Origin of the sequence: Aureimonas frigidaquae (genome assembly GCF_001463905.1) — a bacterium.
GTDB lineage: Bacteria > Pseudomonadota > Alphaproteobacteria > Rhizobiales > Rhizobiaceae > Aureimonas > Aureimonas frigidaquae.
In genome coordinates, this window is sequence record NZ_BBWR01000005.1 from 34,503 (window position 1) to 58,301 (window position 23,799).

The following is a 23,799-nucleotide window of genomic DNA, read 5'->3' on the forward strand; positions in this document are numbered from 1 at the left end:
AGGGTGCAGCTCGGGCCTGGCCAAGAGGCTGCGGCAAAGGAGGCGCCGGACGGCACATCGTGCGAGACGGCCACGTGGCCCGGCACCGGCCCCGTCAGGCCGATAGGGCGACTCCAGCCTCGGCCCTGCCATTGCGCGTCGCCTCGGCCAGCGGGAAGGCTTCCTCGAGCACATAGGGGCCGCCGCCGACCGAATCGCGCGAGGAATAGAGGACGAAGCGGCCCACCCGGAAGGTCGGGCTGCGGTAGTTGCCGCGCCCGGACAGGTAATGGGCCACCTCTTCCGACTTCGGTTGCCGCAACCGCGCCAGCGTGACATGCGGTACGAAGCGGCGCGGATCGGCCGGCAGGCCAGCGCGCCGGCAGGCCCGGTCGATATCGGCCTGGAGAAGCTCGAGCTGCGGCGAGGGGACGATGCCCGCATAGACCGAATGCGGCTTGCGCGAGCCGAAGGCGTCCACGCCGCGCAGCGTCAGCTCGAAGCCGGGGCGCTCGATGCGGTCGAGCGCGGCCACCACCTCGTCGGCAGTGCGAAAATCCACATCGCCGATGAAGCGCAGGGTGAGATGATAGTTCTCCGCGTCGATCCAGCGCGCGGAGGGGAGGCCGCCCCTCAGGAAGGAAAGAGTGAGAGCCGCGTCCCGCGGGATCTCGATGGCTGTGAACAGTCGCGGCATGAAGTTGTTCCTTCCGCTTCGAGCATGTCTCGCACGGTTGGCAGGGAATCATCCCCCGCGCCGCGCTGCAAGTGCGAAGATGGGGGGCGGGATGCAATTTCCCCCGACTGTCGCGGGACGGCCGGCCGCATGGCCTATTGCGCGCCGCCCGGCCGGACGCCCATCCCCGCCAGAACCTCCTCCACCTGCGGCAGCATGCGCTGCACGATCTCGGCGATTCCCTCTTTCGTCGGGTGCATGTAATCGGCCTGGTTCAGGCGCGTGACGCCGGCGACGCCGTCCAGGAAGAAGGGGTAGAAGGCCACGCCCTGTTCGCGCGCAATCTCCGGGAAGATCGGATTGTAGCTTTCAGCAAAGGCTGGTCCCATGTTGGGCGGGGCGATCATGCCCGTCAGAAGAACGGTCGTGCCGCTTCGGCTCTTGAGCCGTTCCACGATGGCCGTCAGGTTGCGGCGCGTCAGCGCCGGATCGATGCCGCGCAGGGCGTCATTGGCCCCGAGCTCGACGATCACCAGATCGCTCGCTTCCGGCACCGACCAGTCGAGCCGCGCCAGGCCGCCGGTCGTGGTATCGCCCGACACGCCGGCATTGGCTACGGATACGGCGTAGCCCTTGGCCGCGAGGGCGGCTTCCAACTGGTCCGGGAAGGCTTCGCCCGGTCCCAGCCCGTAGCCGGCCGAGAGGCTGTCGCCGAAGGCGACGATCTGGGTCGTCGGCGTCTGCGCCCAGCCGGCGGTCGGCACAAAAATTTGCGTGATCAGTGCAAAAACTGCCGCCGCAACGGCCAAGGGGGAGTGAATTTGCCGCATTCGATTTCCATTTGCGGTCCAGCGCTCGTGCGGCGCGGGCTCTTCTCCCCCCTCATATAGGAAGGGTATTCCTTGGCTGATACCGCGATCCGCCTGCGAAACGTCCAGCTCACGCTCGGCGCCGGCCATGGAGCCGTGCACGTGCTCAAGGGCATGGACCTCTCCGTCGCCCGGGGGGAGTCGGTCGGCATCCTCGGCCCTTCCGGGTCGGGCAAGTCGACGCTCCTCATGGTCCTGGCCGGGCTGGAGCGGGCCGATAGCGGCCTGGTCGAGGTGGCGGGGCAGTCGCTGGAAGGCCTGAGCGAGGACCAGCTCGCCGCGTTTCGCGGCCGCAATATCGGCATCGTCTTCCAGTCCTTCCATCTCATTCCCAACATGACGGCGCTCGAAAACGTCGCCGTGCCCCTGGAACTCGCCGGCCATGCCGACGCCTTCGGCCGCGCCGCACGGGAACTGGCCGCCGTCGGCCTGAAGGACCGGGTGAACCATTATCCCGGCGCCCTGTCCGGCGGCGAGCAGCAGAGGGTTGCGCTGGCGCGGGCCCTGGCGCCCGAGCCGGCCATCCTGATCGCCGACGAGCCGACGGGCAATCTGGATTCGGACACCGGCGCGCGCGTCGCCGATCTGCTCTTCGACGAGGTGCGCCGCCGTCATATGACGATGGTCCTCGTCACCCATGATTCGTCCCTGGCGGCCCGTTGCGCCCGGCAGGTTTCCGTCCGCGACGGGCGGATTCTGGAAAGCGCCGGCCTGGATGCCGGGGTGCCCGCATGAGCGCGGCCGACAGCGCCGCCGAGGGTGCGAAAGCGATCCGCGCCGCACGGCCGGGGCCGGGCAATCTGCGCCTGGCGCTGCGGTTCGCCCTGCGGGAAATGCGCGGCGGCCTGTCCGGCTTCGTGATCTTCCTGGCCTGCCTGACGCTCGGTGTCGCCTCCATTGCTGCGGTCAATTCCGTATCGCAGATGATGACGGATGCCATCGCCCGCGAGGGTCGCATCATCCTGGGCGGCGATGTCCGCTTCAGCCTGCCCCAGCGCCAGGCGACGGAGACGGAGCGCACCTTCCTGCAATCCTTCGGTCCGGTGTCGGAAAGCGCCTCGCTGCGCTCCATGGCGCGCCTGCCCGATGCCAGCAACCAATCCATCACCGAGGTGAAGGCCGTCGATGGCAGCTATCCCCTGTATGGGGCGGTGGAAACCGATGCGGACCGCCCCCTTGCCGAACTGCTCGCACCCGTGGATGGGGTCTATGGCGCAGTCGCAGCGCCGGAACTCTTCACCCGGCTCGGCATCGCGCCGGGCGACCGAATTCAGCTCGGCACCTCGACGCTCGAGCTGCGTGCGCAGTTGACGCGTGAGCCCGACCAACTGTCGGATGGCTTCGTCTTTGCGCCCCGCCTGATGATCGGTCTCGACGCGCTGCAAGCCGCCGGCCTGGTTCAGCCCGGCAGCCTCGTCGAGTTCGACTACAAGCTTCGGCTTGGGGCGGATACGCCCGTCGAAGCCGTCACGAGCGCCGCCGACACGGCGCATCCGGAAGCCGGTTGGAGCGTGCGGCCCTTCGACCGCGCCGCCCCGGCACTCCAGCGCAACATCGAGCGCTTCAGCCAGTTCCTGACCCTGGTCGGGCTGACGGCGCTGATCGTGGGGGGCGTCGGCATTGCCAATGCGGTCAACGCCTATCTGGATGCCAAGCGCAACGTCATCGCCACCTTCAAGAGTCTGGGGGCCGGCGGCAACTTCGTCGTCGCCCTCTATCTCATCCAGATCCTGATCCTGGCGAGCGTCGGCGTGGCGCTCGGTCTCGTGCTCGGTGCCGTGGCGCCCTTCGTGGCGGCGCGGTTCCTGGAGGCCGCCATACCTGTGGCCACGGAGCCGTCCGTCTATCCGCTGGCGCTTCTGACCGCCGCCGTCTTCGGCTATCTGACGGCCGTCGCCTTTGCGCTCCTGCCGCTCGGGCGCACGCGTGACGTCACCGCCGCGGCGCTGTTCCGTGATGCGGGTGGCGCGGGATTGCGCATGCGCTGGCCCTTCCTCGGCGGCGCCGTGGCGCTGGCGCTGGTGATCGCAGGGATCGCCCTTCTGATGGCGGACGACCGGCGCATCGCCGGCGTGTTCCTCCTGGCCACGGGGGTTGCCTTCGTGATCCTGCGGGTCGTCGCGCTCGGCATCCAGCGGCTGGCGCGCGCTGCGCCGCGCGTGCGCTCCACACCACTGCGGCTGGCCATCGGCAACATCCATCGGCCCGGCGCGCTGACGCCATCGGTCGTCCTGTCGCTCGGGCTCGGCCTGACGCTGCTCGTCTCGCTCGCCGTCATCGATACGAACATCCGCACCGAGATCGGCACCAACATCGCCGGCAGGGCGCCCGACTTCTTCTTCTTCGATATCCAGTCGACCGAGGAAGACGCCTTCGCACAGCGCATTGCCGCGCTGGCGCCGCAAGGCGCGCTCGAGGCCGTGCCCATGCTGCGCGGGCGGATCGTCGAGTTGAACGGCACCAATGTGCGTGACATCACCGTGCCGCCGGAGGGCGCCTGGGTGCTGCGCGGCGACCGGGGCCTCACCTATGCGCAGGAGGTCCCCCCATCCTCCACCCTGGTGGAGGGAGACTGGTGGCCCGCCGATTATGCGGGCGAGAACCTCGTCTCCTTCGCCGCGCAGGAGGCCGGCGAACTCGGTTTGAAGCTCGGCGATACGGTGACCGTCAACGTCCTGGGCCGCAACGTCACGGCCCGCATCGCCAATCTGCGGCAGGTCGAATGGCAGAGCCTTTCGATCAACTTCGTCATGGTCTTTTCGCCCAACAGCTTCGCCGGCGCACCGCATTCGGTGCTCGCGACGCTGCGCCTGGCGCAGGATTCGCCGGAGGCGGAGCAAACGGTGCTGCGGGGCCTGGCCGGTGATTTCCCGGCGGTGACGGCGGTGCGCGTGCGCGATGCGCTCGACGCGGTCAATCAGCTCATTGCGCAACTCGCCCTGGCGATCCGGGCCGCTGCGGCGGTGGCGCTGCTCGCATCGGTCCTGGTCCTGTCCGGTGCGCTCGCGGCGGGCAACCGGGGGCGCGTCCATGACGCGGTGGTGCTCAAGACCCTCGGCGCGACACGCGGCACGCTGATCAAGGCCTATGCGACGGAGTATCTCCTGCTCGGGCTCGGCACGGCAGGCTTTGCCATCGCAGCCGGCGCGCTGGCCGCATCCTTCGTGGTGGCGACCATCATGCAGATCCCCTTCCGTTTCGACTGGACGGTTGCGGTCGTGACGCTGGTCGGCGCGCTCGTCCTCACCATCGGCTTCGGCCTGGCCGGGACATGGCGGGTTCTCGGCCGCAAGGTAGCGCCGGTGCTGCGCACGCTCTGATACACAGTTCCACCGGTCCGGCCGATTAAGAGGGTTCAGTAACGTGAATTTAATCGCCGAAGCGCCTGACCGGCGGGCCTGAGGCCGGTGCATGCCCTTGTAACACAGGCCAAGCTTCCGCATATTCTTCCACAGGACTGCTGGGGGTTCCGCCAGCGGCGCCTCGGCCATGCGCAAGCGCATGGGCCGACACCGGACGGAACACGCAGAAAGGAATTTGGACAAGCTCATGGCTGATTATCGGAACTACGGGGCCCGCGTCCCCGCTGCCGGTAGCCGCACCGACGCCACGATCGACGTGGGCCTGCGCGCCTACATGCTGAAGGTTTACAACCTGATGGCTCTGGGCCTCGCCATTACCGGCGTGGCGGCTTACGGACTCTTCGCACTGGCCACCAGCGGCGCCCCCGTCGAGGGCGGCGCACAGGTGCGCCCCGATCTCTGGCTGACGCCGCTCGGCATCGCCGTCTTCACCTCGCCGCTGCGCTGGGTGCTGATGCTCGCCCCGCTGGCGCTGGTCTTCTTCCTGTCCTTCCGGGTGCACCGGATGAGCGTCGGCGCCGCGCAGGCGACCTTCTGGTCCTATGCCGCGCTGGTGGGCCTGTCGCTGTCGACCATCTTCCTGGTCTTCACGCAGGAATCCATCGTACAGGTCTTCTTCATCACCGCCGCGACCTTCGCGTCGCTGTCGCTGTGGGGCTACACGACCAAGCGTGACATTTCCGGCTGGGGCTCCTTCCTGTTCATGGGGCTCATCGGCGTCGTCATCGCCATGGTGGTCAACATCTTCCTGGCCTCGTCCGCGCTCGGCTTCGCCATTTCGGTGATCGGCGTCCTGGTCTTCGCAGGCCTGACCGCCTACGACACCCAGCGCATCAAGGAAATGTATTGGGAAGGCGACGATGCCCTGGTCGGTGGCCGCAAGGCCGTCATGGGCGCGCTCAGCCTGTACCTGAACTTCATCAACATGTTCATGATGCTGCTGCAGCTCTTCGGCAACCGCGAATAAGCGGGACGACAAGCACACATTCGGGGAGGGCGGGCCGCAAGGCTCGCCCTTTTCCATATGCGCGGGCGGTTGCCAGCTCCGGCCGTCACGCGCTAGAGCGCGTGGGAACATCCGTCATTCTGGAGTGGCTCCATGAGCGCCTTCACCCTCCGCGATGCGCAGGCAGCCGACATCGCGGCCATTACCGATATCTACCGGCATGCGGTGCTCTACGGCACGGCGACCTACGAGCTGACCCCGCCCGACGCCGCGGAGATGTCCAGCCGGATGGCCGCGCTGCAGACGGACGGATACCCCTATATCGTCGCCGTGTCGGGCAGCGGGGAAACCGTCGCCTATGCCTATGCCGGACCGTTCCGCACACGGCCCGCCTATCGCTGGTCGGTCGAGGATTCGATCTACATCCACCCCGACCATCAGGGTAAGGGCATCGGCCGCGCGCTTCTCACACGCCTGGTGGAGCTGTGTTCGGAGCGCGGCTTCCGGCAGATGGTCGCCGTGATCGGCGGCGCGGACAACATGGCCTCGATCCGCCTGCACGAGCGGGCCGGCTTCACGATGATCGGCACCTTCGAAGGCTCCGGCTTCAAGTTCGGGCGCTGGGTCGACACGGTGCTCATGCAGATGCGCCTGGGCGACGGCCGCCATTCCCTGCCCGACGAGACCCGCTACCCGGGAACCCTGTTCAAAGGGTAGCGCTGCGGCCTGCCGGCGATCGCTTCGGCAGGATGGTTCGAGTTGGGTTTCACATCACCATCGGCTCCGTAGGCCTCTGGTTCTGCGAGGCGGTGCGAACTGCGGCATCGTAGACCCTCCTGTGCCCGCTATCGAACGAGCGGAAGAACGCGAGCGTCAGGTGCCGCGGCCGGCAAGGACAATCTCAGCCGTCGCCATCCTGGTTCGGCGCATCAGGGTTCAGACCTTCCGCCAGCTGCCCGGATTTCGCCCGTTCGCTTCACGCAAGCTCTACGAAGCGCCGGCCATCTCGATGCTGTGTCCATGGATAACGGCTTTCTCATTCGGTGTAGCCCTTGCGGGCTCGGGTCATCATTGCGCAAGCTTCTCGATCGTCTTGCGATGCGTCTCCATCCGCTCGCTCAATTCCTTTTTTCTTTCGGCCGAAGGTTCCTGCGGTGGTTCATAACGCCTCAGGCGCTGATACTCGTCGGCTGACAGGAGGACGATGCTGTCCCGGCCGTGATGCGTGATAAAGACCGGCTCACGCAACGCCAAGTTCCAGTAGTGCCCGAGATGGCTTTGCAACTCGGCGGCTGTGATCGTGACCATTACGCAACCCTCTTCCTTGTCATCCGCAGGATAATGTCGTTCGACAAGATCGACGAGAGCAACACGACTGCCCCGCTTCGGGCTTTGGTCTGCGTGAAACAATCCTGGCTGACGGCTTTATGCTTACGCATGTCCGCAGCGGTCCGGGGCTGGCTGCGTGTGCAACTTCCGAGCGGCGGCGATCCAACCTTCGGGACTGTTCGAGAGGCCTCTGCAATCGAGCTCGCTTCTAACCCAGCGAACGCATCGCCGGGTCGAACACCTTCAGGACGGTGGAGAGGTCATGGCCGCGTTTCAGGATGGTGCCGCCGGTGCCGACCACGCTGTAGGCGCCCTGCTTGCGGGCGAGCTTGGGGTCCTTGACCACGCGGAACAGGGGCATTTCGCTACTGCGGCGGAAGATGGAGAAGATGGCCCGGTCGCGCAGCGTGTCGATGGCGTAGTCACGCCACTCACCGGCGGCGACCATGCGGCCATAGACCCTCAGGATGGCGCCGAGTTCATGCCGGTCGAAGGAAATGATGGGCAGGGTGGCGCGGGGATTGGCGGCGGGGAAGGTGATGAGCGTTCCCGGAACGTCAGGCGTATGATCGTCCAAATGCATTCCCTCTCGTCGGCCGGCGGCCTCTGATGGTCGATCGTCTCACCAATCGATGCCGGATGCAAATGCGACCGGGGCTGTTCAGTCGGCGGCGAACTCGAGCTGCGCTGCAGCCAGGATGCGGCCGGGTTTGCCGCCATGGTCGACGTTCTGCAGCATGGCGGCGCAGCCGATCCGCGCGCCGAGCCCTTCCGTCACCATGGAAATGGGAAGCTCGATGCGCAGCGGTTTGCCGGGCGATACCGAGCCGAGCACCCGGAAGTCGCGCACGGCGTGGCGGTTGACGAGGTTGTGGCCGCGATTCTCCCCCTTCAGGACCGGCGTCTCGATGCGGTCCTGGTAGATGGCGAGCGCGAGTACGGGCGGGTTGTCCCGGTCGGGGCGCTCGACATGGGCCGAAACGATCAGCGTGTCCCCCTCGACCTGCATTTCGATCAGGCCGGCCGTGGCCGGCGCCGCGTTGAGCGGCCGTGTGTCGAGGGCGGCGGCGATCTCAGCCTGATGGGTGCCGACAAAATCGCCGTCCCCATTCACCACGATCTGCGGCGTATAGACCGAGCTTGTCCGGAACGCCTTGGCATAGGCCTTCTGGCGCTCCGTATTCTGGCGCGTGGCGAGCTGGTCCTTCCAGCCGATATAATCCCAGTAATCGACGTTGAATGTCAGGGCGACGATGTCGGCGCGGTCGGACAGCGCGGCCAGCACCGCGTCCGCCGGGGGACATGTCGAGCAGCCCTGGCTCGTGAACAGCTCCACCACGCCCCGGAAATCGCGCGAGGTCGCATGCGGCTCCGCGGCAAGGGCAGGGGCAGCGGTCAGCGCCAGGGCGGCGAGGCCCGCCAGCGGCAGGCGCCGCAACTGGTGCAGGATCGGTCTTGCGTTCATGGACCGAAAACTAGTGGCCGTCCGTCACACCGACCAGTCACTTCGGGGTGAGAAACGCGAGTGGCGGCAGGACGGCAAAAGGGGCGGCCGGAGCCGCCCCTTCGAAACATGCGGATGGCTTGCGGGCTCAGGCGGCGAGCTGGCGCAGGACGTAATGCAGGATGCCACCGTTGCGGTAGTATTCCAGCTCGTCCAGCGTATCGATGCGGCACAGGAGCTGCACGGTGACGGTGCTGCCGTCCGCGCGCTCGATGGTCGCCTCCATGGTCTGGCGCGGCTTGACCTCGGCGAGGCCCTCAATGGTGACCTTCTCGTCGCCCTTCAGGCCGAGCGTCTGCCAGCTTTCGCCCTCGTTGGCGAAGACGAAGGGAACGACGCCCATGCCGACGAGGTTCGAGCGGTGGATGCGCTCGAAGCTCTGCGCAATCACCGCGCGCACGCCCAGAAGGACCGTGCCCTTGGCCGCCCAGTCGCGCGAGGAGCCGGTGCCGTATTCCTTGTTGGCGAAGATCACCAGCGGAACGCCCTCCTCCTTGTAGCGCATGGCCGCCGTGTAGATCGGAAGCTGCTCGCCCGACGGGTAGTGGACCGTCACGCCGCCTTCCACGCCCGGAACCATCTGGTTCTTGATGCGGATGTTGGCGAAGGTGCCGCGCATCATGACCTGATGGTTGCCGCGCCGCGCGCCATAGGAGTTGAAGTCCACCGGACGCACCTGGTAGCTGACCAGATATTCGCCGGCCGGGCTCGACGCCTTGATCGAACCGGCGGGGGAGATGTGGTCGGTCGTGATCGAATCCAGGAACAGGCCCAGGATGCGCGCGCCCCGGATTTCCTCCACGGGCTTGGGCGTCATGGTCATGCCCTCGAAGTAGGGCGGGTTCTGGACATAGGTGGAACGGTCGTCCCACTCATAGGTCAGGCCGCCCGACACGTCGATCTTCTGCCAATGCTCGTCGCCCTTGAAGACGTCGGAATAGCGCGTCTCGAACAGGTCGCGCGTCACCGTGCGGCGGACGATCTCGGCGATCTCCTGGGTGGTCGGCCAGATATCGCGCAGGAAGACGTCGTTGCCGTCCTTGTCCTGGCCGAGCGGATCGTTCGTCAGGTCGACGAAGAGCGAGCCGGCCAGCGCATAGGCGACCACGAGCGGCGGCGATGCCAGGTAGTTGGCGCGCACGTCCGGATTGACGCGGCCCTCGAAGTTGCGGTTGCCCGACAGGACGGAGCAGGCGACGAGGTCGTGCTTGTTGATGGCGTCGGAAATCGGCTCCGGAAGCGGGCCGGAATTGCCGATGCAGGTCGTGCAGCCATAGCCGACGAGGTTGAAGCCGAGCGCGTCCAGATCCTTCTGCAGATCGGCCTTTTCCAGATACTCGGTCACCACCTGGCTGCCGGGGGCGAGCGAGGTCTTGACCCAGGGCTTCACCGTCAGCCCCTTCGCATGCGCCTTGCGGGCCAGAAGCCCGGCTGCGACGAGAACATTGGGGTTGGAGGTGTTGGTGCAGGAGGTGATGGCGGCGATAACAACATCGCCGTCCGAGATGCCATGATCGGCGCCCTCGACCGCATGGCGCGGACGCGCGGCCTTCGGCGTTTCTCCGGATTGCAGCGCGCCTTCGTCGATGTAGCGGGAATCACCCACCGATTCCGGCTTCTGGCTGGTCTTACGGCCGCCCTGGATTTCCGTCAGCGCAATGTCGAACTTGCGGGCGGCGTCGGTCAGCGCCACGCGATCCTGCGGACGCTTCGGGCCGGCCAGCGAGGGGACGACCGTATCGAGCGAAAGCTCCAGCGTGTCGGTGAAGACCGGGTCGGCCAGGCCTTCGCCGAAATACATGCCCTGCGCCTTGGCATAGGCCTCGACCAGGCTGATCCGGTGCTCGTCGCGGCCCGTCGCCTTCAGATAGGCGATGGTGTCCTTGTCGATCGGGAAGAAGCCGCAGGTCGCGCCGTATTCCGGCGCCATGTTGGCGATGGTCGCCTGGTCTTCCAGGGTCAGGCTGGAAAGGCCGGGGCCGAAGAACTCGACGAACTTGCCGACGACGCCCTTCTTGCGCAGCATCTCCGTCACGGTCAGGACGAGGTCGGTCGCCGTCGTGCCTTCGGGCAGCTTGCCCGTCAGGCGGAAGCCGATGACTTCCGGAATCAGCATGGAAATGGGCTGGCCGAGCATGACGGCCTCGGCCTCGATGCCGCCGACGCCCCAGCCGAGCACGGCCAGACCGTTGACCATGGTGGTGTGCGAATCGGTGCCCACCAGCGTGTCGGGATAGGCGACGGTCTCGCCGTCTTCCTCACGCGTCCAGACGGTCTGCGAGAGGTATTCGAGGTTCACCTGGTGGCAGATGCCGGTGCCGGGGGGCACGACGCGGAAGTTCTTGAACGCCTTGGAGCCCCAGCGCAGGAAGGTGTAGCGCTCGCCATTGCGGTCATACTCGACGGTCACGTTCTTTTCGAACGCTTCCTTGGAGCCGAAGAAGTCGACCATGACCGAATGGTCGATGACGAGGTCCACGGGAACCAGCGGGTTGATGCGCGTGGCGTCGGCGCCCAGCTTCTCGGTCGCGTCGCGCATGGCGGCCAGGTCGACCACGGCCGGAACGCCGGTGAAATCCTGCATCAGGACGCGTGCCGGGCGATAGGCGATCTCGTGTCCGGCCTTGCCCTTGTCGTCCAGCCATTTGACGACGGCGCGGATGTCGTCCGCCTTGACCGTGCGGTCGTCTTCGTTGCGCAGGAGGTTCTCCAGGAGAACCTTCATCGAGAAGGGGAGGCGCGATGCACCCTCCAGCCCGTTCTTCTCGGCTTCCTTCAGGTCGTAATAGACATAGTCCTTGCCATCCACGGTCAGCGTGCGGCGGCTCTTGAATGTATCGGGGTGGGACACGGGCTCTCGTTCCTCTTCGAACCAAAGTGATGTCCGAAAGGCGAACGCCAGTCACGCCCGCGGAAAGAGCGCGTTTGGAAATGCGGGTACGACCATTTCCGCTCGTCCGCCTCCGCGCCTGCCGGGGCAGGCCGCATGAGATCGGCGCTATGTTTCCACGCCGGTCGCTGGTGTGGTTGCCGCCCTTATAGGCAAGTTTGTAATCGCTATAAAGGGGATTGCGCCTCCGCCGGGCAATTTTGTGCGAGACTGGACATCGCGCGCGCAGCAGGACAGACAGGGGCGTCCCGCGTTCGATATGAGAGGTTCATGACCGTCATCACGCTCTCCGGTCTGGTCGTCGGACGCGGCGGACGGGCCATGACGCCGCCGCTCGACCTTGACGTTCCGGGCGGCGCTGCGCTGGCCGTCACCGGACCGAACGGCGCCGGAAAGTCGACCTTCCTGCGCAGCCTCGCAGGGCTTCTGCCACCGCTGGCGGGCATGGCGCGTCTGTCCGGCGTCCCTGGCGCGGACGGAGAGCCGGCCACCCTTGCCGAGGCATGCCACTATCTCGGCCACCGCAACGGCCTGAAGCCGCAGGCGACGCTGCGGGCCAACCTGACCTTCTGGCACGACTATCTCGGGCCCCGGAGCGCCGGGCCGGACGCCATCGAGGCGGCCGTGGACGCCTTCAAGCTCGAGGGGCTGGAGGACATCCCCGTCGCCTACCTGTCGGCCGGGCAGCAGCGGCGTGGGGCGCTGTGCCGACTCCTGATCCGTCACCGGCCGCTCTGGCTCCTGGACGAGCCGCTCACCGCCCTCGACGGCGCGGCGCAGGCGCGCTTCTCTGCCCTGGCGGCAGACCATCTGGCTAAAGGCGGGATCGTCATCGCCGCGACCCACCATCCGCTCGATCTGCCGGGCACGCGGGAATTGCGCATCGCGCCGCCCGCCCCGATGGATGGCGATCCTTCAGCAGAGGCCTGGTCATGGTGACGCTGATGCTGCGCGATCTGCGCCTGGCCCTGTCGGGCGGCGGCGCTGCGACGGGCCTCGTCTTCTTTCTGGCGCTGGTCGTCACCATGCCCTTCGGCATCGGGCCGGACCTCAACCTTCTGTCGCGCATCGGCCCGGCCATCCTGTGGATCGGCGCCCTCCTGTCCACGCTCCTGTCCCTGGACCGGCTGTTCCAGGCCGACCGCGACGACGGCACGCTGGAGGGGCTCCTCGTCGGGCCGCTGCCGCTGCCGCTGGTCGTGCTGGCCAAATGCGCGGCGCTCTGGTGCGCCACCTGCCTGCCGCTTGTCGCCGCAGCGCCCGTGCTCGGCCTGTTCCTGGCGGTGGAGCCGCCGGCGCTCCTGGCCGTCACGGCGACGCTCCTCGTCGGCTCTCCGGCGCTGGTGCTGATCGGCGCGGTGGGCGCCGCCGTCGCCGTTTCCCTGCCGCGCGGCGGGGTGCTCGTCTCGGTGCTCGTCCTGCCGCTCGTCATTCCGGTGCTCATCTTCGGGGTGACGGCAACGAGCGGGGCGGTCAGCGATCCGGCGCCCTTCACCGCGCCGTTCCTCATCCTGATCGCGCTGACGCTCTTCTTCGGCGTGCTCGGGCCCGTGGCGGCAGCCTTTGCCCTGCGCGCCGCCGGTGACTGAGCCCTGCGGGCGATGTGGCGTTTTTCGGATTTGCGCAGACACAAGAGGCCTTCTAGATTGAGGGCATGAGCCAACTCGCCGTCCGCCAATCGCGCTTTTCCGCGCTGGCCAATCCCACGCGATTCCTGCAACTGTCCGGGCGGGTGCAGCCCTTCGTCTATGGGGGGGCGCTGGCCTTCATCGCCCTCGGCCTGGGCCTGGGCCTTGTCGCGCCGGTGGACTACCAGCAGGGTGCGACGGTGCGGCTGATGTTCATCCATGTTCCCTTTGCCTGGCTGTCCATGATGGTCTGGACGGTCATGGCGGTGTCGGCCCTGGGGCTTCTCGTCTGGCGCCATCCGATTGCCGAAGTGTCGATCAAGGCGGCCGCACCCATCGGTGCGGCCTTCACGCTGCTGGCCCTCGTGACGGGGTCGATCTGGGGCCGGCCCATGTGGGGCACTTGGTGGGTCTGGGATGCACGCCTGACCAGCGTCTTCGTGCTGTTTATCATGTATCTCGGCCTGATCGCGCTAACCCGCGCCTTCGAGGATCCCGGCAAAGCCGGCAAGCCCTCGGCCATCCTGGTCCTGGTCGGCTTCGTGAATATTCCCATCATCAAATTCTCGGTGGATTGGTGGAACACGCTCCACCAGCCCGCCAGCGTGGTGCGGCTGGACGGGCCCGCCATGCCGGCGGTCTATCTCTGGCCGCTGCTCCTGTCGGCGCTCGGCTTCTCCCTTCTGTTCTTCGCGCTGCATCTGACGGCCATGCGGACCGAGATCCGCCGCCGCCGCATCGGCGCCCTTGCCCGGCGCTCCGCCGCCGGGGCGGAGGAAACACGATGAGTGGCGCCTATACCGGCTATATCCTGTCCGCCTATGCCGTATCGGCCCTGGTCCTTTTGAGCCTGGCGGCCTGGACATGGTGGGATGCGCGCGATGCCGACAGGCGGCTCAAGGCCATCGAAGCGCGCCGCCCGGGCCGCAGCCGCCCGCAGCGGGACGCAGCATGAGCCAGGAGCCGCAACGCCCGCGTTCCGTGCGGCGCCGCCTCGGCCTTGCGGCCCTGCCGCTCGTCGCCTTCATCGCCATCGGCGCAGTCTTCCTGATGGCGCTGGAATCGGGCCGCGATCCGCAGGCCCTGCCATCGGCGCTGCAGGGACGGGCGGCGCCCGCAACCACGCTCGCACCGCTGGCCGGACTGGCCCGGATCGACGGAACGCCCACGCCCGGCCTGTCCCTGCCGCAGGGCGGGACGGGGCGGATGGTCCTCGTCAATGTCTTCGCCTCCTGGTGCGCGCCCTGCCGCCAGGAGCACCCTTTGCTCATGCAACTTGCGCGGGACGAACGCTTCGACCTGGTCGGCATCAACTACAAGGACAAGGTCGACAACGCACAGGCCTTCCTGCGCGAACTCGGCAACCCCTATGAGGCCATTGGGTTGGATACGGATGGGCGCGCCAGCATCGACTGGGGTGTCTATGGCGTGCCGGAAACCTACCTCGTCTCACCGGACGGGATCGTCCTCTGGAAGGCGACCGGCCCGCTGACGCCTGAAATCGTCACGCGCGATCTCCTGCCGCGGCTGGATAAGGGCGCGCCGGACGGAACATCCTGACACGTTCCACTGGACAAGCCGCATGTCTCGAACCTGCGGCGCCGGTGGCGTGCCGTGTCGCATCTTGCGTCGCAGCACCGGAGCGCAGGCCATAATCCGCACTGACGGGGCGTGGCTTCGACCCTGAAGCCGAGGGGGCGAGCCTTGAAAGCTTGTCTGGCCTTCCCCCTCGCTCGCCTCAACCATACAGTGCGCTGTCGGGACCCCAAATGCGGCCATGGCGGCCGCTTTGCGGTTGCAACCCCGGGCACGGGTGCCCGGCGTCCTTCAGCACCCCTTCATCCATGCCGGGTTCTCCGACATGGTTCAGGGCGGCGACGAACGCGTCATCGCCGACACGTTCCGGCGCAGGTCCGAAACGGCCCATCATCGACGGAGCCGTTCCGTCCCCGATCTCAAAATCCTCATCGGGGAGGGTGCCGGCCCCGCGCTTTATCAAGCGGAAACGCATCGGCATCGATACGAAGCGGATGCGGATGATGATGGATATATGTTAGAGGCTTTTACAGCCATCGATGCTTGTTCCTTTGAAGTTGAAGCATTGGCGGTCAGGCCCGGCTTGGAGGTTTGAGCTCCCTGCCGGGCCGCTCCCTCTATAGGATAATATTCATAAGTTTACCAGTCGTGTCGGGCGTTCCGTTGCTCCAGGGATGGATCGGCAACAGAATCTCCCATCGCGGCTGCGCGGTGGGGCCCATCGGCGGGCACGGGGTTATCCGATGTGGATTCGGGCTAATCCTGCGGCAGCGCGGACAAGTCGTCCACGGTCAGGTCCGGCACCGCGACGGGATGGGCGGGGGCGGGAACGCCGGTGCGCACCAGGATCGAGAAGAGGCCGGCCCGCTGCCCGGCCACGATATCCGTGCTGACCTGATCGCCCAGCATGACGATGGAGGCACGCGGAACGCCGAGGCGGTCGATCGCCGCATCGATGAGCGGGCGCTCGGGCTTGCCCGCGATGATCGGCGTGGCGCCCGCCGCCGTGGCCACGGCGGCCAGGATGGAGCCGCAGCCAGGGTCGAAGCCGGAGGGCGAGGGGATCATGGGGTCGGGGTTGGTGCCGACGAGCACGGCCCCCGCGCGCACGAGGCGCGCGGCCTTGTCGAGCTTGTCATAGGTGAAGCTTCGGTCGAGCCCCACCACGACGCAATCCGCCGCGCTGTCCGCCGGCGCGAAGCCCGCAGCCTCGACCGCCTGCGCCAGCGCGGGCGCGCCGATCACATAGGCCGTGCCGCCCTGTGGCCAGCGCGCATGCAGGATGCGCAGCGCGGCGTCGGTGCTGGTGATGACGCGGTCGGCATAGACGGCGACGCCCATCGCGTTCAGCTTCTGCGCCACCGATTGCGGTGATCTGGTCGAATTGTTGGTGACGAAGCAATAGGGAATGCCGCGGCGGGCCCACGCCGCGAAGGCCGTGACGGCCGTATCGATGGCGACGTCACCGCGAAAGACCACGCCATCGAGATCCGACACGACGCCGGCGATCCGCGGAAGCGGACGCGCCTCGGCGGGCTGATGGTGCAGGACGTTCGTCATGGGGACCTCTTCGGCTCGCGGGGCAGGGCGGGCGCAGACCCGATCAGCCTGCCCGCCCCAAGGTGCGCACGGCATCGAGATAGCGCAGGACGACGGCCGGATCATCCCCCGACGCGGCAAGATAGCCGTCGGGCCGGACGAGCGACAGCGCCGCGCCGGGTAGCGGCGGCAAGGCCGCCGTCGCCACGAGGTCCGGATGGGCGGCGATGATATCGGTTGCGATCCCCGCCTCTGCGCACAGGGTGAAGACCGGCCGGTCCGTGCAGGCCTTGCCCGGCACAGGGGGCACCCTGTCGCCGGCTTTCAGGCCGCCCGGTGCCGTGGGACCGTTCAGCGGCGAGTGCGGATAGTGGACCGCGAGCTCGCTGGCCGTATTGGCCGCTGCGTGGCGGGCGGCGGCAAAGCCCAGGATCGTGTGGAAGGCCCAGTTGCGAATGTCCTGCACCAGCGGATTGCGCAGCGTGGCGACCTTGGTCAGCCGGCCGGCTTCTGCCAGCACCCTGTCACCGACGGCGCTGCGCTCCGGCGTGTAGCTGTCCAGAAGCGCGTCTGCGCCTGTCCCGTGGGCCACCATGGCGAGCTTCCAGGCCAGGTTGATGGCGTCCTGCATCCCCGTATTCATGCCCTGGCCGCCGGCCGGGCTGTGGATATGGGCGGCATCTCCCGCCAGGAAGATGCGGCCATGGCGATAGGCCGATACTTTCCGGTCGTTGATGCGGAAGCCGGCGAGCCAGACCGGGTCGTGCGCGGTCAGCCCCGCCGCTCCGCGACGGTCGATCAGGGACTGGATCTCTGCCATATCCGGCACGGGTGCCTGCGCGGTCGCGGCCATGGGGCAGTCCGCGATGACGCGGAACCGGTCGGACCCGATCGGAAAGACGATGAGGACGCCCTCGCGGTGCCAATGGACCTCGATGTCCGAACCGTGTCGGTAGCCGGTCAGATGGACATCGCCGAGGACCCAGTCGCTTGCGAGGGTCTCCCCTTCGAACTGCGCCCCGACACTGTGCCGGACAAGGCTGTGCGCGCCATCGCAACCGATCAGCCAGTCGGCCTGGACCGTTTCCTGCGATCCGTCCGCATGGCTGAGAACGGCCGTGACGCCAGCGGCCGAACCATCGATGGCGGTGACTTCGACATTGCGCTCCACGCGGATGCCCTGGCCGGCGAGGCGCGTCTCCAGCAGGCGCTCCGTCTCCGACTGGGGCAGCATGAGCGCAAAGGGGAAGGGTGAGGCGACACTGTCGAGATCGAGCCGGGCCATCGGCTCGGCCGCGTTGAAGATGCGGATGGTGCGGGTGACGAGCCCGGCCGAGATGAAGGCATCGGCGCCGCCCGGCCCATCGTCGAGCAGTTCCAGCGTTCGGCTCCACAGGACGAGCGCCTTGGATTTGTCGGTCCGTGCCGGGGCTTTGTCGACGATCCGCGCGCTGATCCCGTAGCGCGCAAGTTCGGACGCCATCGTCATGCCGACGGGGCCACCGCCGACGACGAGGACCTGGCACATGGAGGTGGATGGCGACGTCGATTGGGTCACGCGGCATTCCCACTAGAGAGAGCTCATGCGAACGCTACTACAAGTCGCAGCCTCCTGCGATGCCCGGACAGCCCGCTCTAAAACACGCAACGATAAAAGGCGGGCCTGTCCCAGGCCCGCCTTCCAGAATGAGGGGCGGTCAATGGCTTTTTGAAATAGGTCTTCAACTGAACTTATCTGAAATGGCTTGCGCAGTCCTGAGACTGTCAGTCACGGCGCCTCCTCGGGTGACGAGGCTGAGATAGCCGGACAAGCAAATCCGCCAACCCGTCCAATGACGCACTGGATTCAGCCGTTAGGGGTAGAGCACCGAGCGGGGTGGCAGGTCGCACCCACAGCTTTATCGAACGCGCTCCAGGATCGTGCAGTAATTGGCAACGGCCGCTCCACCCATGTTGAAGACGCCGGCCAGGCGTGCCCCGGGGAGCTGCATGTCACCGGCTTCCTCGCAGAGCTGCATGGCTGCCATGACATGCATGGAAACACCGGTCGCGCCGATCGGGTGGCCCTTGGACTTCAACCCGCCCGACGGGTTCACCGGCAGGCGGCCGTCCTTGCGCGTGGTCCCGTCCCGCACGACCCGCGCACCCTGACCCGGCGGGGCCAGGCCCATGGCCTCGTATTCGATGAGTTCCGCGATGGTGAAACAATCGTGGGTTTCAATGAACGACAGGTCTCCGAGGCCAAGGCCCGCTGTTTCCAGTGCGGCCGCCCAGGCACGCCGCGCGCCGTCGAATTGCAGCATATCGCGCCGCGACAGCGCCAGTATATCATTCGCCTGGGCGCGGGCACGCACGGCCACCGCCCGCCGCAGGGCGGATGCCGTCTGCGCATCGGCCAACACCAGCGCGGCCGCGCCATCCGAGACGAGCGAGCAGTCCGTCCGCCGCAGCGGACCCGCGACGATGGGGTTGCGATCACTGACCATGTTGCAGAAGGCGAGGCCGACATCCCGCCGCATATGCGCATAGGGGTTGGAGACCCCGTTGGCGTGGTTCTTGGCCGCGATCATGGCGAGGTCCTCGGAGTGGTCGCCATAGCGCTGGAAGTAGCTGTCGGCGATCATGCCGAACAATCCGGCGAAGCCCCCGCGAACCGAAGCCTCCTCCTGCCGGTAGCTTGCGCCGAGCAGGATATCTCCGACCTCGGCATTGGGCGTAGCCGTCATCTTTTCCGCGCCGACCACGAGGGCGATCCGGCCGCGCCCCGCGGCGATGAAGTCCATCGCCCCGTGAAGTGCGGCCGACCCTGTGGCGCAGGCATTCTCGTAGCGCGTCGCGGGAATGCGGGCGAGGCGCTCATCGCCCATGGCAACGAGCGATGCCTGGAAATCCTGGCGCGAGAAGCCGTTGTTGAAGACCCCGACGAAAATGCCGTCCACATCCTCCGGGCCGATGCCCGCGTGATCGAGCGCGGGACGCACCGCCGCCTCCATCAGGGCCATCGTGTCCGGCAGCTCCGACTTGCCGAAGGGCGTATGCCCCCAGCCGACGATCCGGGCCTCGTCCATGCCGCTTCTCCCAAGGCCGGCCGGCGCATGGCAGCGCGCGGCCGGGCTCATTGTGGGGCGGGCGCAGCTTCATGCCAAGGCCTTGGCCGTGTGTCAGAAGCGATAGGCGAGGTCCCCGCGCAGGGATTGCTCGGTCATGCCATCGCCAAAGCGCCCATCATAGGACAGGCCGATGGACAGCGCATCGGAAAGCGATGTGCGCGCCGCCAGGCCGAACAGGGCGCTGTCCTGCGGTTGTTCTGTCGACGAAACGGCAAAGGGCGTCCCGTCCGCAAAGCTCACCATTGCCGCCGGTGTGCGGTCGCCGACGCGGTGCTCGAGGGCGAGGCGCAGATCGAGCGCCACCGGCAGGGTGCCGAGCCGGACCCTGTGGCTGACATCCGCGCCCAACGCAGCCACGGCGAGCTCATCCGTCGATTCCCGGACGGACAGGGCGGCATAGCCGATGCTTTCGGAAGCAGCGCCAAGATGGAGCTGCGACACGGTCAGGGCCGCGAAAGGCTCGATAACCGTGTCGGCCAGGAACCCAGTGGTTGGCGCCATGCGGGCGCGCAGCTCTGCAAAGCCGAGCATCGCCAGCGCCTCGCGCTGCGCCGTCAGGGTCTCGGGCTCGGCCGCCATGGCAATACGCGTCGTATCGATGTCCGCATGGGCGACGAGGCCGCCGACGCGCACCGTGACTGGACCGAGGCGCTTGGCACCATAGACGCCGAAGCCCAGGCTGTCGGTGTCGAGGCTTCCACGCCCTTCGCGCAGCGCAGCCCCGCCAGAATCCTGCGCCAGGGCGAAGCCGATGGTCCAATCCTGAGGCAATGCGCGATCCAGGCCCACGACGACGCCGGTGGATGTGTCCGAGAGGCCGGCGGCGTTGCCATCGCCCGCCAGGCGCGTCCATGTACCCAGTGCCTGAAGGTAGGGCCGTGTGCCGTCGACGCAGGAGGGCGCGCCTTGCGCATCGAGGCAGGAGGCAGCCTGCGCCCGGCCGTGATCGCGCAGGATCGACGCCATGCTGAGGCCCGCTCGGGCAACGGCGTGACCGGAGGCGGCGTGCACTTCGCCGGAGAGGCTGTCCAGCACCGTCCTGGCGGCTTCGACGGATGGTGCCGCTGCCAGCCCCAGCGTTGCCGCAGCGCCTTCCTGAAGGCCATCGAGTGCGGCACCGACGGCCATCTGGTTGGGGGTCGAACCCACGCTTTCGAAGCTGTGCAGGCGCGCGACCGTCAGATAGGCGTTGTTTGCGTCATATGAGGGTGTCAGCCCGTAGAAGAGAGAGCTATTCGGCGTCGGCGCAACGGTGAAAGTGCCGGTGACCCCGTTCTGAGCGGTCAGGATCGTGTATCGCGTCCCCGCACGCAACCCACCGGGCGTGTAGGGAGTGGGCGCCAGACGCGCGCCATCCTCCAGAAGCGCGGTTCCCGAAACGACGATCCGGTCCGACGCCGCTGTCGCCGGGTCGAACTCCACGACATAGGTGGAGCCTGCGGATTGGCTGTAATCTCCCGCGACGGTCAGGGTGCCGATGGAATTGCCCGGAGCGACCATGGCGCCGGGCCGCAGAGCGAGCGTTCCCACGGTGCCGGAGCCGGACAGGCTTGTCCCGGCCATCGCACGCAGCGTCCCACCGAGCGCGCCGTTCACGGTTAGTGCCCCGGCGGAAAGGTTCATATCCCCCAGGAAGCCGCTGGAATCGCCCGTCAGGATCACCCGTCCGGACCCCATCTGTTCGATCGTGCCGGTTCCGCTGAAGTCGGATGGCATGATGACCGTGTCGGACCGGTCGAGGACAAGCCGGGCGGGGCCGGTGTTTCCGGTAAGGAGCGCGATATCGCTTGAGATCGAGCCACGGCCACCGCCATCACCGATGCGCAGCGTGCTGCCCTCGACGGTGGTGCCGCCGACCAGCGTGCTGTCGCCCGTCAGGGTCAGCGTGGCGCCGCCGGTCAGGCGCATGGCCCCGCCGCCCGAAATCCCGCCCCCGAAGGTGATGTCGCCCGTGCGGTCGAAGGCGAGCACGCCGTTGTTCACGACCACATCGCCCTCAATGGAGCCGCCATTGCCGATGACGAGCGTCCCGGCCGCCACCACGGTGCCCCCCGTATAGCTGTTCTGGCCTGTCAGGGTCAGCGTGCCGTTGCCATTCTTGACGAGGCTGCCCGATCCGCTGATCCGCCCGGGATAGATGCCGTCCTGCTGCGCCGTGCGCGTGATGGCTAGGACCGAATCATCGACGATGTCTCCGGTCAGGACGGTGATGGAGGCCTCATTGGTGAGCGCCAGCGTCCCGGATTGGATCCGCGTGAGGCCCGTATAGGATAGGGGGCCCGACAGGGTTACCCGTCCTGTTCCGGAAGTGACGAGCCCCCCGGAGCCAGTGATCCCGCCGCCGAAGACCGTATCGCTCGACGTATCGAAGGCGAGCGTCCCGCTATTGCCGATCGTGCCGCTGAAGCTGGTCGGTCCTCCATCGCCAAAGGTCAGACCGGCGCCCGCCCTGATGTTCGCCGTTCCGGTGAAGCCGGAGAGGTCGCCCGTCATTACGGTTGTGCCCGCCTGGGCCAGGATGGTGCCATTGCCTTTGATCGCATTGGCGAAGCGGTAGTCGGTGCCCGTATGGTTGAAGATGAGCGTTCCCGTGCCGGCGCCAAAAGCGATTCCACGACCTGCCGATACCGTGCCGGCGGCGGCGGCGGAGCCTTCGTCGCCTATGATGAGGGTGCCGGTGGAGCCGGCGGCGTAGCCGATGCGCAGCTCGTTGCTTGCCGTCAGGCTGGCGCCATCCTGAACGATGATGGTGCCATCGCCATAGGAGCCGGCATAGACATTGCCAAGAAACGCGCCGACGGGAACCGTCTTCGCAGCCGTTCCGGCGCCCTGCAGCAGAAGAAAACCGGAGCTGCCCGCATCGACCCCGACGGCGATCACCGCCCCATCGAGAATTGATCCGCCGGTGAGATAGACCTCTCCGTTGCCGCCCACGCCGTTGCCGGTCCCTCCGACATAAAAGGGCAGGTGCGCGGTCAGTTTCGTACCGCCGCCATCGGCGGTCAGCAATGCGCTGCGTCCGCCGGGCGATCCCTGGACGTAGATGCCGTCGGCGTCGACGGTCGCGCCCCCGGATACGTCCAGCCTGGCATTGCTGAGGCTCAGCCAGCCATCGGCCGAACTGAAATCCGCCGGAGCACCGTGCCGCGTGCCCACGCGCAGCGTCGAGCCCGCGCCGTCCACCGAGATGGCGACCTGACCATCCGCAGCCAGGCTGAGTTCGGTTTCCACCGATCCGCCTGCCTGGACCACGAGCTGCCCCTGCAGCGATCCACCGGATGTGCCAAGCTGGGCGCCGTCCGTGGCCTTCAAAAGGCTGCCCGCGCCCTGAACCAGCGCATCGATCCGGCCGCCCACACTGCGTGCGCCTTCAAGCGAGGTCGTCGTCAGCACCCCGCTATCATCGACGGTCAGGAAACCGCTGCCGCCCTGCCCGACAAGGAGGGGCCCGTTGATCATGGCGCGCGATCCGGCGCCGGTGACGGAAAGCTCACCCACGCTGCCCGCATCATAGGCGACAGTCGTCATGCCGGCTGTGAGCGCTGCTGCGGTGGTTACTTTAACCAAGCCATCGGAATGAAGGCTGCGACCGATGTCGAGCGTCGACAATTCTGCCGTCGCGCCGTTCGAGAGTTCAACAGTTCCTTGGCCGATCAAGCCGACGGTCAGATGCGCCGAACTCGTCAGGCGCGACCCGTCGTCGCTCAGCTTGACGATCCCGGCCGCCCCATTCGCATTGCCGATATACCCGGCACCGCTCAGCTCGAGCGTACCGCCGGATGCCACCTCCACCTGTCCGTAGGCGCCGGCGTTCATGCCGACCTGCAGGGCACTAAACGTCGCGCGCGCACCGTTCTCTAAGTAGAAGGCGCCGTATCCATCATATCCGACATTGGTGGAGCCCGTCGCGGTCCAGTGCGAGCCCGGGCCTGTCACGGTTGCGGTGCCGACGCCATCCGTCAGGCGTCCGAGATGGGTGAACGCGGTCGAGACCGTACCGCCGTCGCTGACATACAAGCCACCGTTGCCCGATAGGCCGATGATGAGATTGCTGGTAGCGCTCCAGCTGCCGGCCGAGCCATGCACGAAGACAGTGCCTTTGCTGCCAACTGCGGATCCGATCGCGTCCGAGCCACTCGTCACGAGGCTGCCATTCACCCAGAGTTTCGCGCCACTGCCCAAAGCTTCGACCAGGATTTCCGAAACCGTCGCTGCGAGGCCCGTGCCGATCGTGGCCTCATTCGCCGTTGCGCCGATGATGGCGCGGTCCGAGGCTGTCGGCGCTGCCGGCGACCAGTTTGCTGCGTCGGAGAAATCCTCGCTCACGGCACCTGTCCAGCTGGCATCTGCGGCACGGGCCGGCTGCCACGTCAGTGCCGTGGATGCCAGAAGGGCGGCAAACACGCATTGCCGGATCTTGAGGGCGATCAT

General features: G+C 67.1%; 20 protein-coding genes. 10 read left to right on the forward strand and 10 right to left on the reverse strand.

Features of this window, described 5'->3' with window-relative positions; translation table 11 throughout:
* Positions 1–94 precede the first annotated feature (94 nt).
* Together thpR and AUL30_RS05640 are read right to left on the reverse strand one after the other, a co-directional pair.
* Complete coding sequence (gene thpR / locus AUL30_RS05635; protein WP_062226896.1) at positions 95–676, reverse strand: RNA 2',3'-cyclic phosphodiesterase; 582 nt, start codon at positions 674–676, stop codon at positions 95–97.
* Positions 677–810: 134 nt separating this feature from the next.
* Positions 811–1,485, reverse strand: a complete 675-nt coding sequence (locus AUL30_RS05640) for an arylesterase (RefSeq protein ID WP_062226897.1) — start codon at positions 1,483–1,485, stop codon at positions 811–813.
* A gap of 72 nt (positions 1,486–1,557) precedes the next feature.
* Here AUL30_RS05640 and AUL30_RS05645 point away from each other — a divergent pair, with 72 nt between their 5' ends.
* The 4 genes from AUL30_RS05645 to AUL30_RS05660 all read left to right on the forward strand — a co-directional run bounded on the left by AUL30_RS05645 (position 1,558) and on the right by AUL30_RS05660 (position 6,549).
* Positions 1,558–2,259 (forward strand): ABC transporter ATP-binding protein, encoded by a 702-nt coding sequence (locus AUL30_RS05645; protein WP_062226898.1) that lies wholly within the window; start codon positions 1,558–1,560, stop codon positions 2,257–2,259.
* Positions 2,256–4,844: an ABC transporter permease gene (locus AUL30_RS05650; RefSeq protein WP_083507691.1), complete on the forward strand. Its 2,589-nt coding sequence runs from the start codon at positions 2,256–2,258 to the stop codon at positions 4,842–4,844. The genes AUL30_RS05645 and AUL30_RS05650 overlap by 4 nt, the downstream gene beginning before the upstream one ends.
* Before the next feature lie 229 nt (positions 4,845–5,073).
* The gene (locus AUL30_RS05655; protein ID WP_062226899.1) at positions 5,074–5,853 is read left to right on the forward strand and encodes a Bax inhibitor-1/YccA family protein; all 780 of its coding nucleotides are present in this window, start codon (positions 5,074–5,076) and stop codon (positions 5,851–5,853) included.
* 132 nt (positions 5,854–5,985) lie between these two features.
* The gene (locus tag AUL30_RS05660) at positions 5,986–6,549 is read left to right on the forward strand and encodes a GNAT family N-acetyltransferase (RefSeq protein ID WP_062226900.1); all 564 of its coding nucleotides are present in this window, start codon (positions 5,986–5,988) and stop codon (positions 6,547–6,549) included.
* 351 nt (positions 6,550–6,900) lie between these two features.
* Here the strand turns inward: AUL30_RS05660 and AUL30_RS05665 are convergent, their stop codons facing one another.
* From AUL30_RS05665 to acnA, 4 genes are all read right to left on the reverse strand, one after another.
* Positions 6,901–7,140 carry a type II toxin-antitoxin system Phd/YefM family antitoxin gene (locus AUL30_RS05665; protein WP_062226901.1) on the reverse strand — a complete coding sequence of 80 codons (240 nt, stop codon included), beginning with the start codon at positions 7,138–7,140 and terminating at the stop codon, positions 6,901–6,903.
* A 229-nt stretch (positions 7,141–7,369) separates the two neighbouring features.
* On the reverse strand, positions 7,370–7,744 hold the full coding sequence (locus AUL30_RS05670; protein ID WP_083507692.1) for a DUF2794 domain-containing protein: 375 nt from the start codon (positions 7,742–7,744) through the stop codon (positions 7,370–7,372).
* Between the two features lie 78 nt (positions 7,745–7,822).
* A complete protein-coding gene (locus AUL30_RS05675; RefSeq protein WP_083507693.1) occupies positions 7,823–8,626 on the reverse strand; it encodes a DUF1223 domain-containing protein in 804 nt (267 codons plus the stop codon).
* Positions 8,627–8,753: 127 nt separating this feature from the next.
* Entirely contained in the window at positions 8,754–11,516 is a 2,763-nt protein-coding gene (acnA, locus tag AUL30_RS05680) for an aconitate hydratase AcnA (protein WP_062226903.1), read from the reverse strand.
* Between the two features lie 309 nt (positions 11,517–11,825).
* On the opposite strand from acnA, the gene ccmA reads away from it, so the two are divergent.
* The 6 genes from ccmA (at position 11,826) to AUL30_RS05705 (ending at position 15,314) form a co-directional block, all read left to right on the forward strand.
* Positions 11,826–12,494, forward strand: a complete 669-nt coding sequence (ccmA, locus tag AUL30_RS05685) for a heme ABC exporter ATP-binding protein CcmA (RefSeq protein WP_062226904.1) — start codon at positions 11,826–11,828, stop codon at positions 12,492–12,494.
* Positions 12,488–13,144, forward strand: coding sequence for a heme exporter protein CcmB (gene ccmB / locus AUL30_RS05690; RefSeq protein WP_062226905.1), 657 nt, complete (start codon positions 12,488–12,490; stop codon positions 13,142–13,144). Before ccmA ends, ccmB begins: the two co-directional genes overlap by 7 nt.
* Before the next feature lie 65 nt (positions 13,145–13,209).
* Positions 13,210–13,971: a heme ABC transporter permease gene (locus tag AUL30_RS05695; protein WP_062226906.1), complete on the forward strand. Its 762-nt coding sequence runs from the start codon at positions 13,210–13,212 to the stop codon at positions 13,969–13,971.
* The gene (gene ccmD, locus AUL30_RS19225; protein WP_083507694.1) at positions 13,968–14,138 is read left to right on the forward strand and encodes a heme exporter protein CcmD; all 171 of its coding nucleotides are present in this window, start codon (positions 13,968–13,970) and stop codon (positions 14,136–14,138) included. The genes AUL30_RS05695 and ccmD overlap by 4 nt, the downstream gene beginning before the upstream one ends.
* Positions 14,135–14,743 (forward strand): DsbE family thiol:disulfide interchange protein, encoded by a 609-nt coding sequence (locus AUL30_RS05700; RefSeq protein WP_062226907.1) that lies wholly within the window; start codon positions 14,135–14,137, stop codon positions 14,741–14,743. Before ccmD ends, AUL30_RS05700 begins: the two co-directional genes overlap by 4 nt.
* Before the next feature lie 217 nt (positions 14,744–14,960).
* Positions 14,961–15,314, forward strand: a complete 354-nt coding sequence (locus AUL30_RS05705; protein WP_062226908.1) for a hypothetical protein — start codon at positions 14,961–14,963, stop codon at positions 15,312–15,314.
* Between the two features lie 161 nt (positions 15,315–15,475).
* Here the strand turns inward: AUL30_RS05705 and AUL30_RS05710 are convergent, their stop codons facing one another.
* From AUL30_RS05710 to AUL30_RS05725, 4 genes are all read right to left on the reverse strand, one after another.
* On the reverse strand, positions 15,476–16,279 hold the full coding sequence (locus AUL30_RS05710) for an HAD-IIA family hydrolase (RefSeq protein ID WP_062226909.1): 804 nt from the start codon (positions 16,277–16,279) through the stop codon (positions 15,476–15,478).
* 43 nt (positions 16,280–16,322) lie between these two features.
* Complete coding sequence (locus AUL30_RS05715) at positions 16,323–17,816, reverse strand: FAD-dependent monooxygenase (RefSeq protein WP_244490720.1); 1,494 nt, start codon at positions 17,814–17,816, stop codon at positions 16,323–16,325.
* Between the two features lie 340 nt (positions 17,817–18,156).
* Entirely contained in the window at positions 18,157–19,326 is a 1,170-nt protein-coding gene (locus AUL30_RS05720; protein WP_062227050.1) for an acetyl-CoA acetyltransferase, read from the reverse strand.
* A gap of 93 nt (positions 19,327–19,419) precedes the next feature.
* Positions 19,420–23,799, reverse strand: coding sequence for an autotransporter domain-containing protein (locus AUL30_RS05725; protein ID WP_062226910.1), 4,380 nt, complete (start codon positions 23,797–23,799; stop codon positions 19,420–19,422).

Excerpts from the sequence above, each read along its gene's own strand:
- thpR (WP_062226896.1), bottom strand. The coding sequence starts at position 676 with ATGCCGCGACTGTTCACAGCCATCGAGATCCCGCGGGACGCGGCTCTC.
- AUL30_RS05640 (WP_062226897.1), bottom strand. The coding sequence starts at position 1,485 with ATGCGGCAAATTCACTCCCCCTTGGCCGTTGCGGCGGCAGTTTTTGCA.
- AUL30_RS05650 (WP_083507691.1), top strand. The coding sequence starts at position 2,256 with ATGAGCGCGGCCGACAGCGCCGCCGAGGGTGCGAAAGCGATCCGCGCC.
- AUL30_RS05655 (WP_062226899.1), top strand. The coding sequence starts at position 5,074 with ATGGCTGATTATCGGAACTACGGGGCCCGCGTCCCCGCTGCCGGTAGC.
- AUL30_RS05660 (WP_062226900.1), top strand. The coding sequence starts at position 5,986 with ATGAGCGCCTTCACCCTCCGCGATGCGCAGGCAGCCGACATCGCGGCC.
- AUL30_RS05665 (WP_062226901.1), bottom strand. The coding sequence starts at position 7,140 with ATGGTCACGATCACAGCCGCCGAGTTGCAAAGCCATCTCGGGCACTAC.
- AUL30_RS05670 (WP_083507692.1), bottom strand. The coding sequence starts at position 7,744 with ATGCATTTGGACGATCATACGCCTGACGTTCCGGGAACGCTCATCACC.
- AUL30_RS05675 (WP_083507693.1), bottom strand. The coding sequence starts at position 8,626 with ATGAACGCAAGACCGATCCTGCACCAGTTGCGGCGCCTGCCGCTGGCG.
- ccmA (WP_062226904.1), top strand. The coding sequence starts at position 11,826 with ATGACCGTCATCACGCTCTCCGGTCTGGTCGTCGGACGCGGCGGACGG.
- ccmB (WP_062226905.1), top strand. The coding sequence starts at position 12,488 with ATGGTGACGCTGATGCTGCGCGATCTGCGCCTGGCCCTGTCGGGCGGC.
- AUL30_RS05695 (WP_062226906.1), top strand. The coding sequence starts at position 13,210 with ATGAGCCAACTCGCCGTCCGCCAATCGCGCTTTTCCGCGCTGGCCAAT.
- ccmD (WP_083507694.1), top strand. The coding sequence starts at position 13,968 with ATGAGTGGCGCCTATACCGGCTATATCCTGTCCGCCTATGCCGTATCG.
- AUL30_RS05700 (WP_062226907.1), top strand. The coding sequence starts at position 14,135 with ATGAGCCAGGAGCCGCAACGCCCGCGTTCCGTGCGGCGCCGCCTCGGC.
- AUL30_RS05705 (WP_062226908.1), top strand. The coding sequence starts at position 14,961 with ATGGCGGCCGCTTTGCGGTTGCAACCCCGGGCACGGGTGCCCGGCGTC.
- AUL30_RS05710 (WP_062226909.1), bottom strand. The coding sequence starts at position 16,279 with ATGACGAACGTCCTGCACCATCAGCCCGCCGAGGCGCGTCCGCTTCCG.
- AUL30_RS05720 (WP_062227050.1), bottom strand. The coding sequence starts at position 19,326 with ATGGACGAGGCCCGGATCGTCGGCTGGGGGCATACGCCCTTCGGCAAG.
- AUL30_RS05725 (WP_062226910.1), bottom strand. The coding sequence starts at position 23,799 with ATGATCGCCCTCAAGATCCGGCAATGCGTGTTTGCCGCCCTTCTGGCA.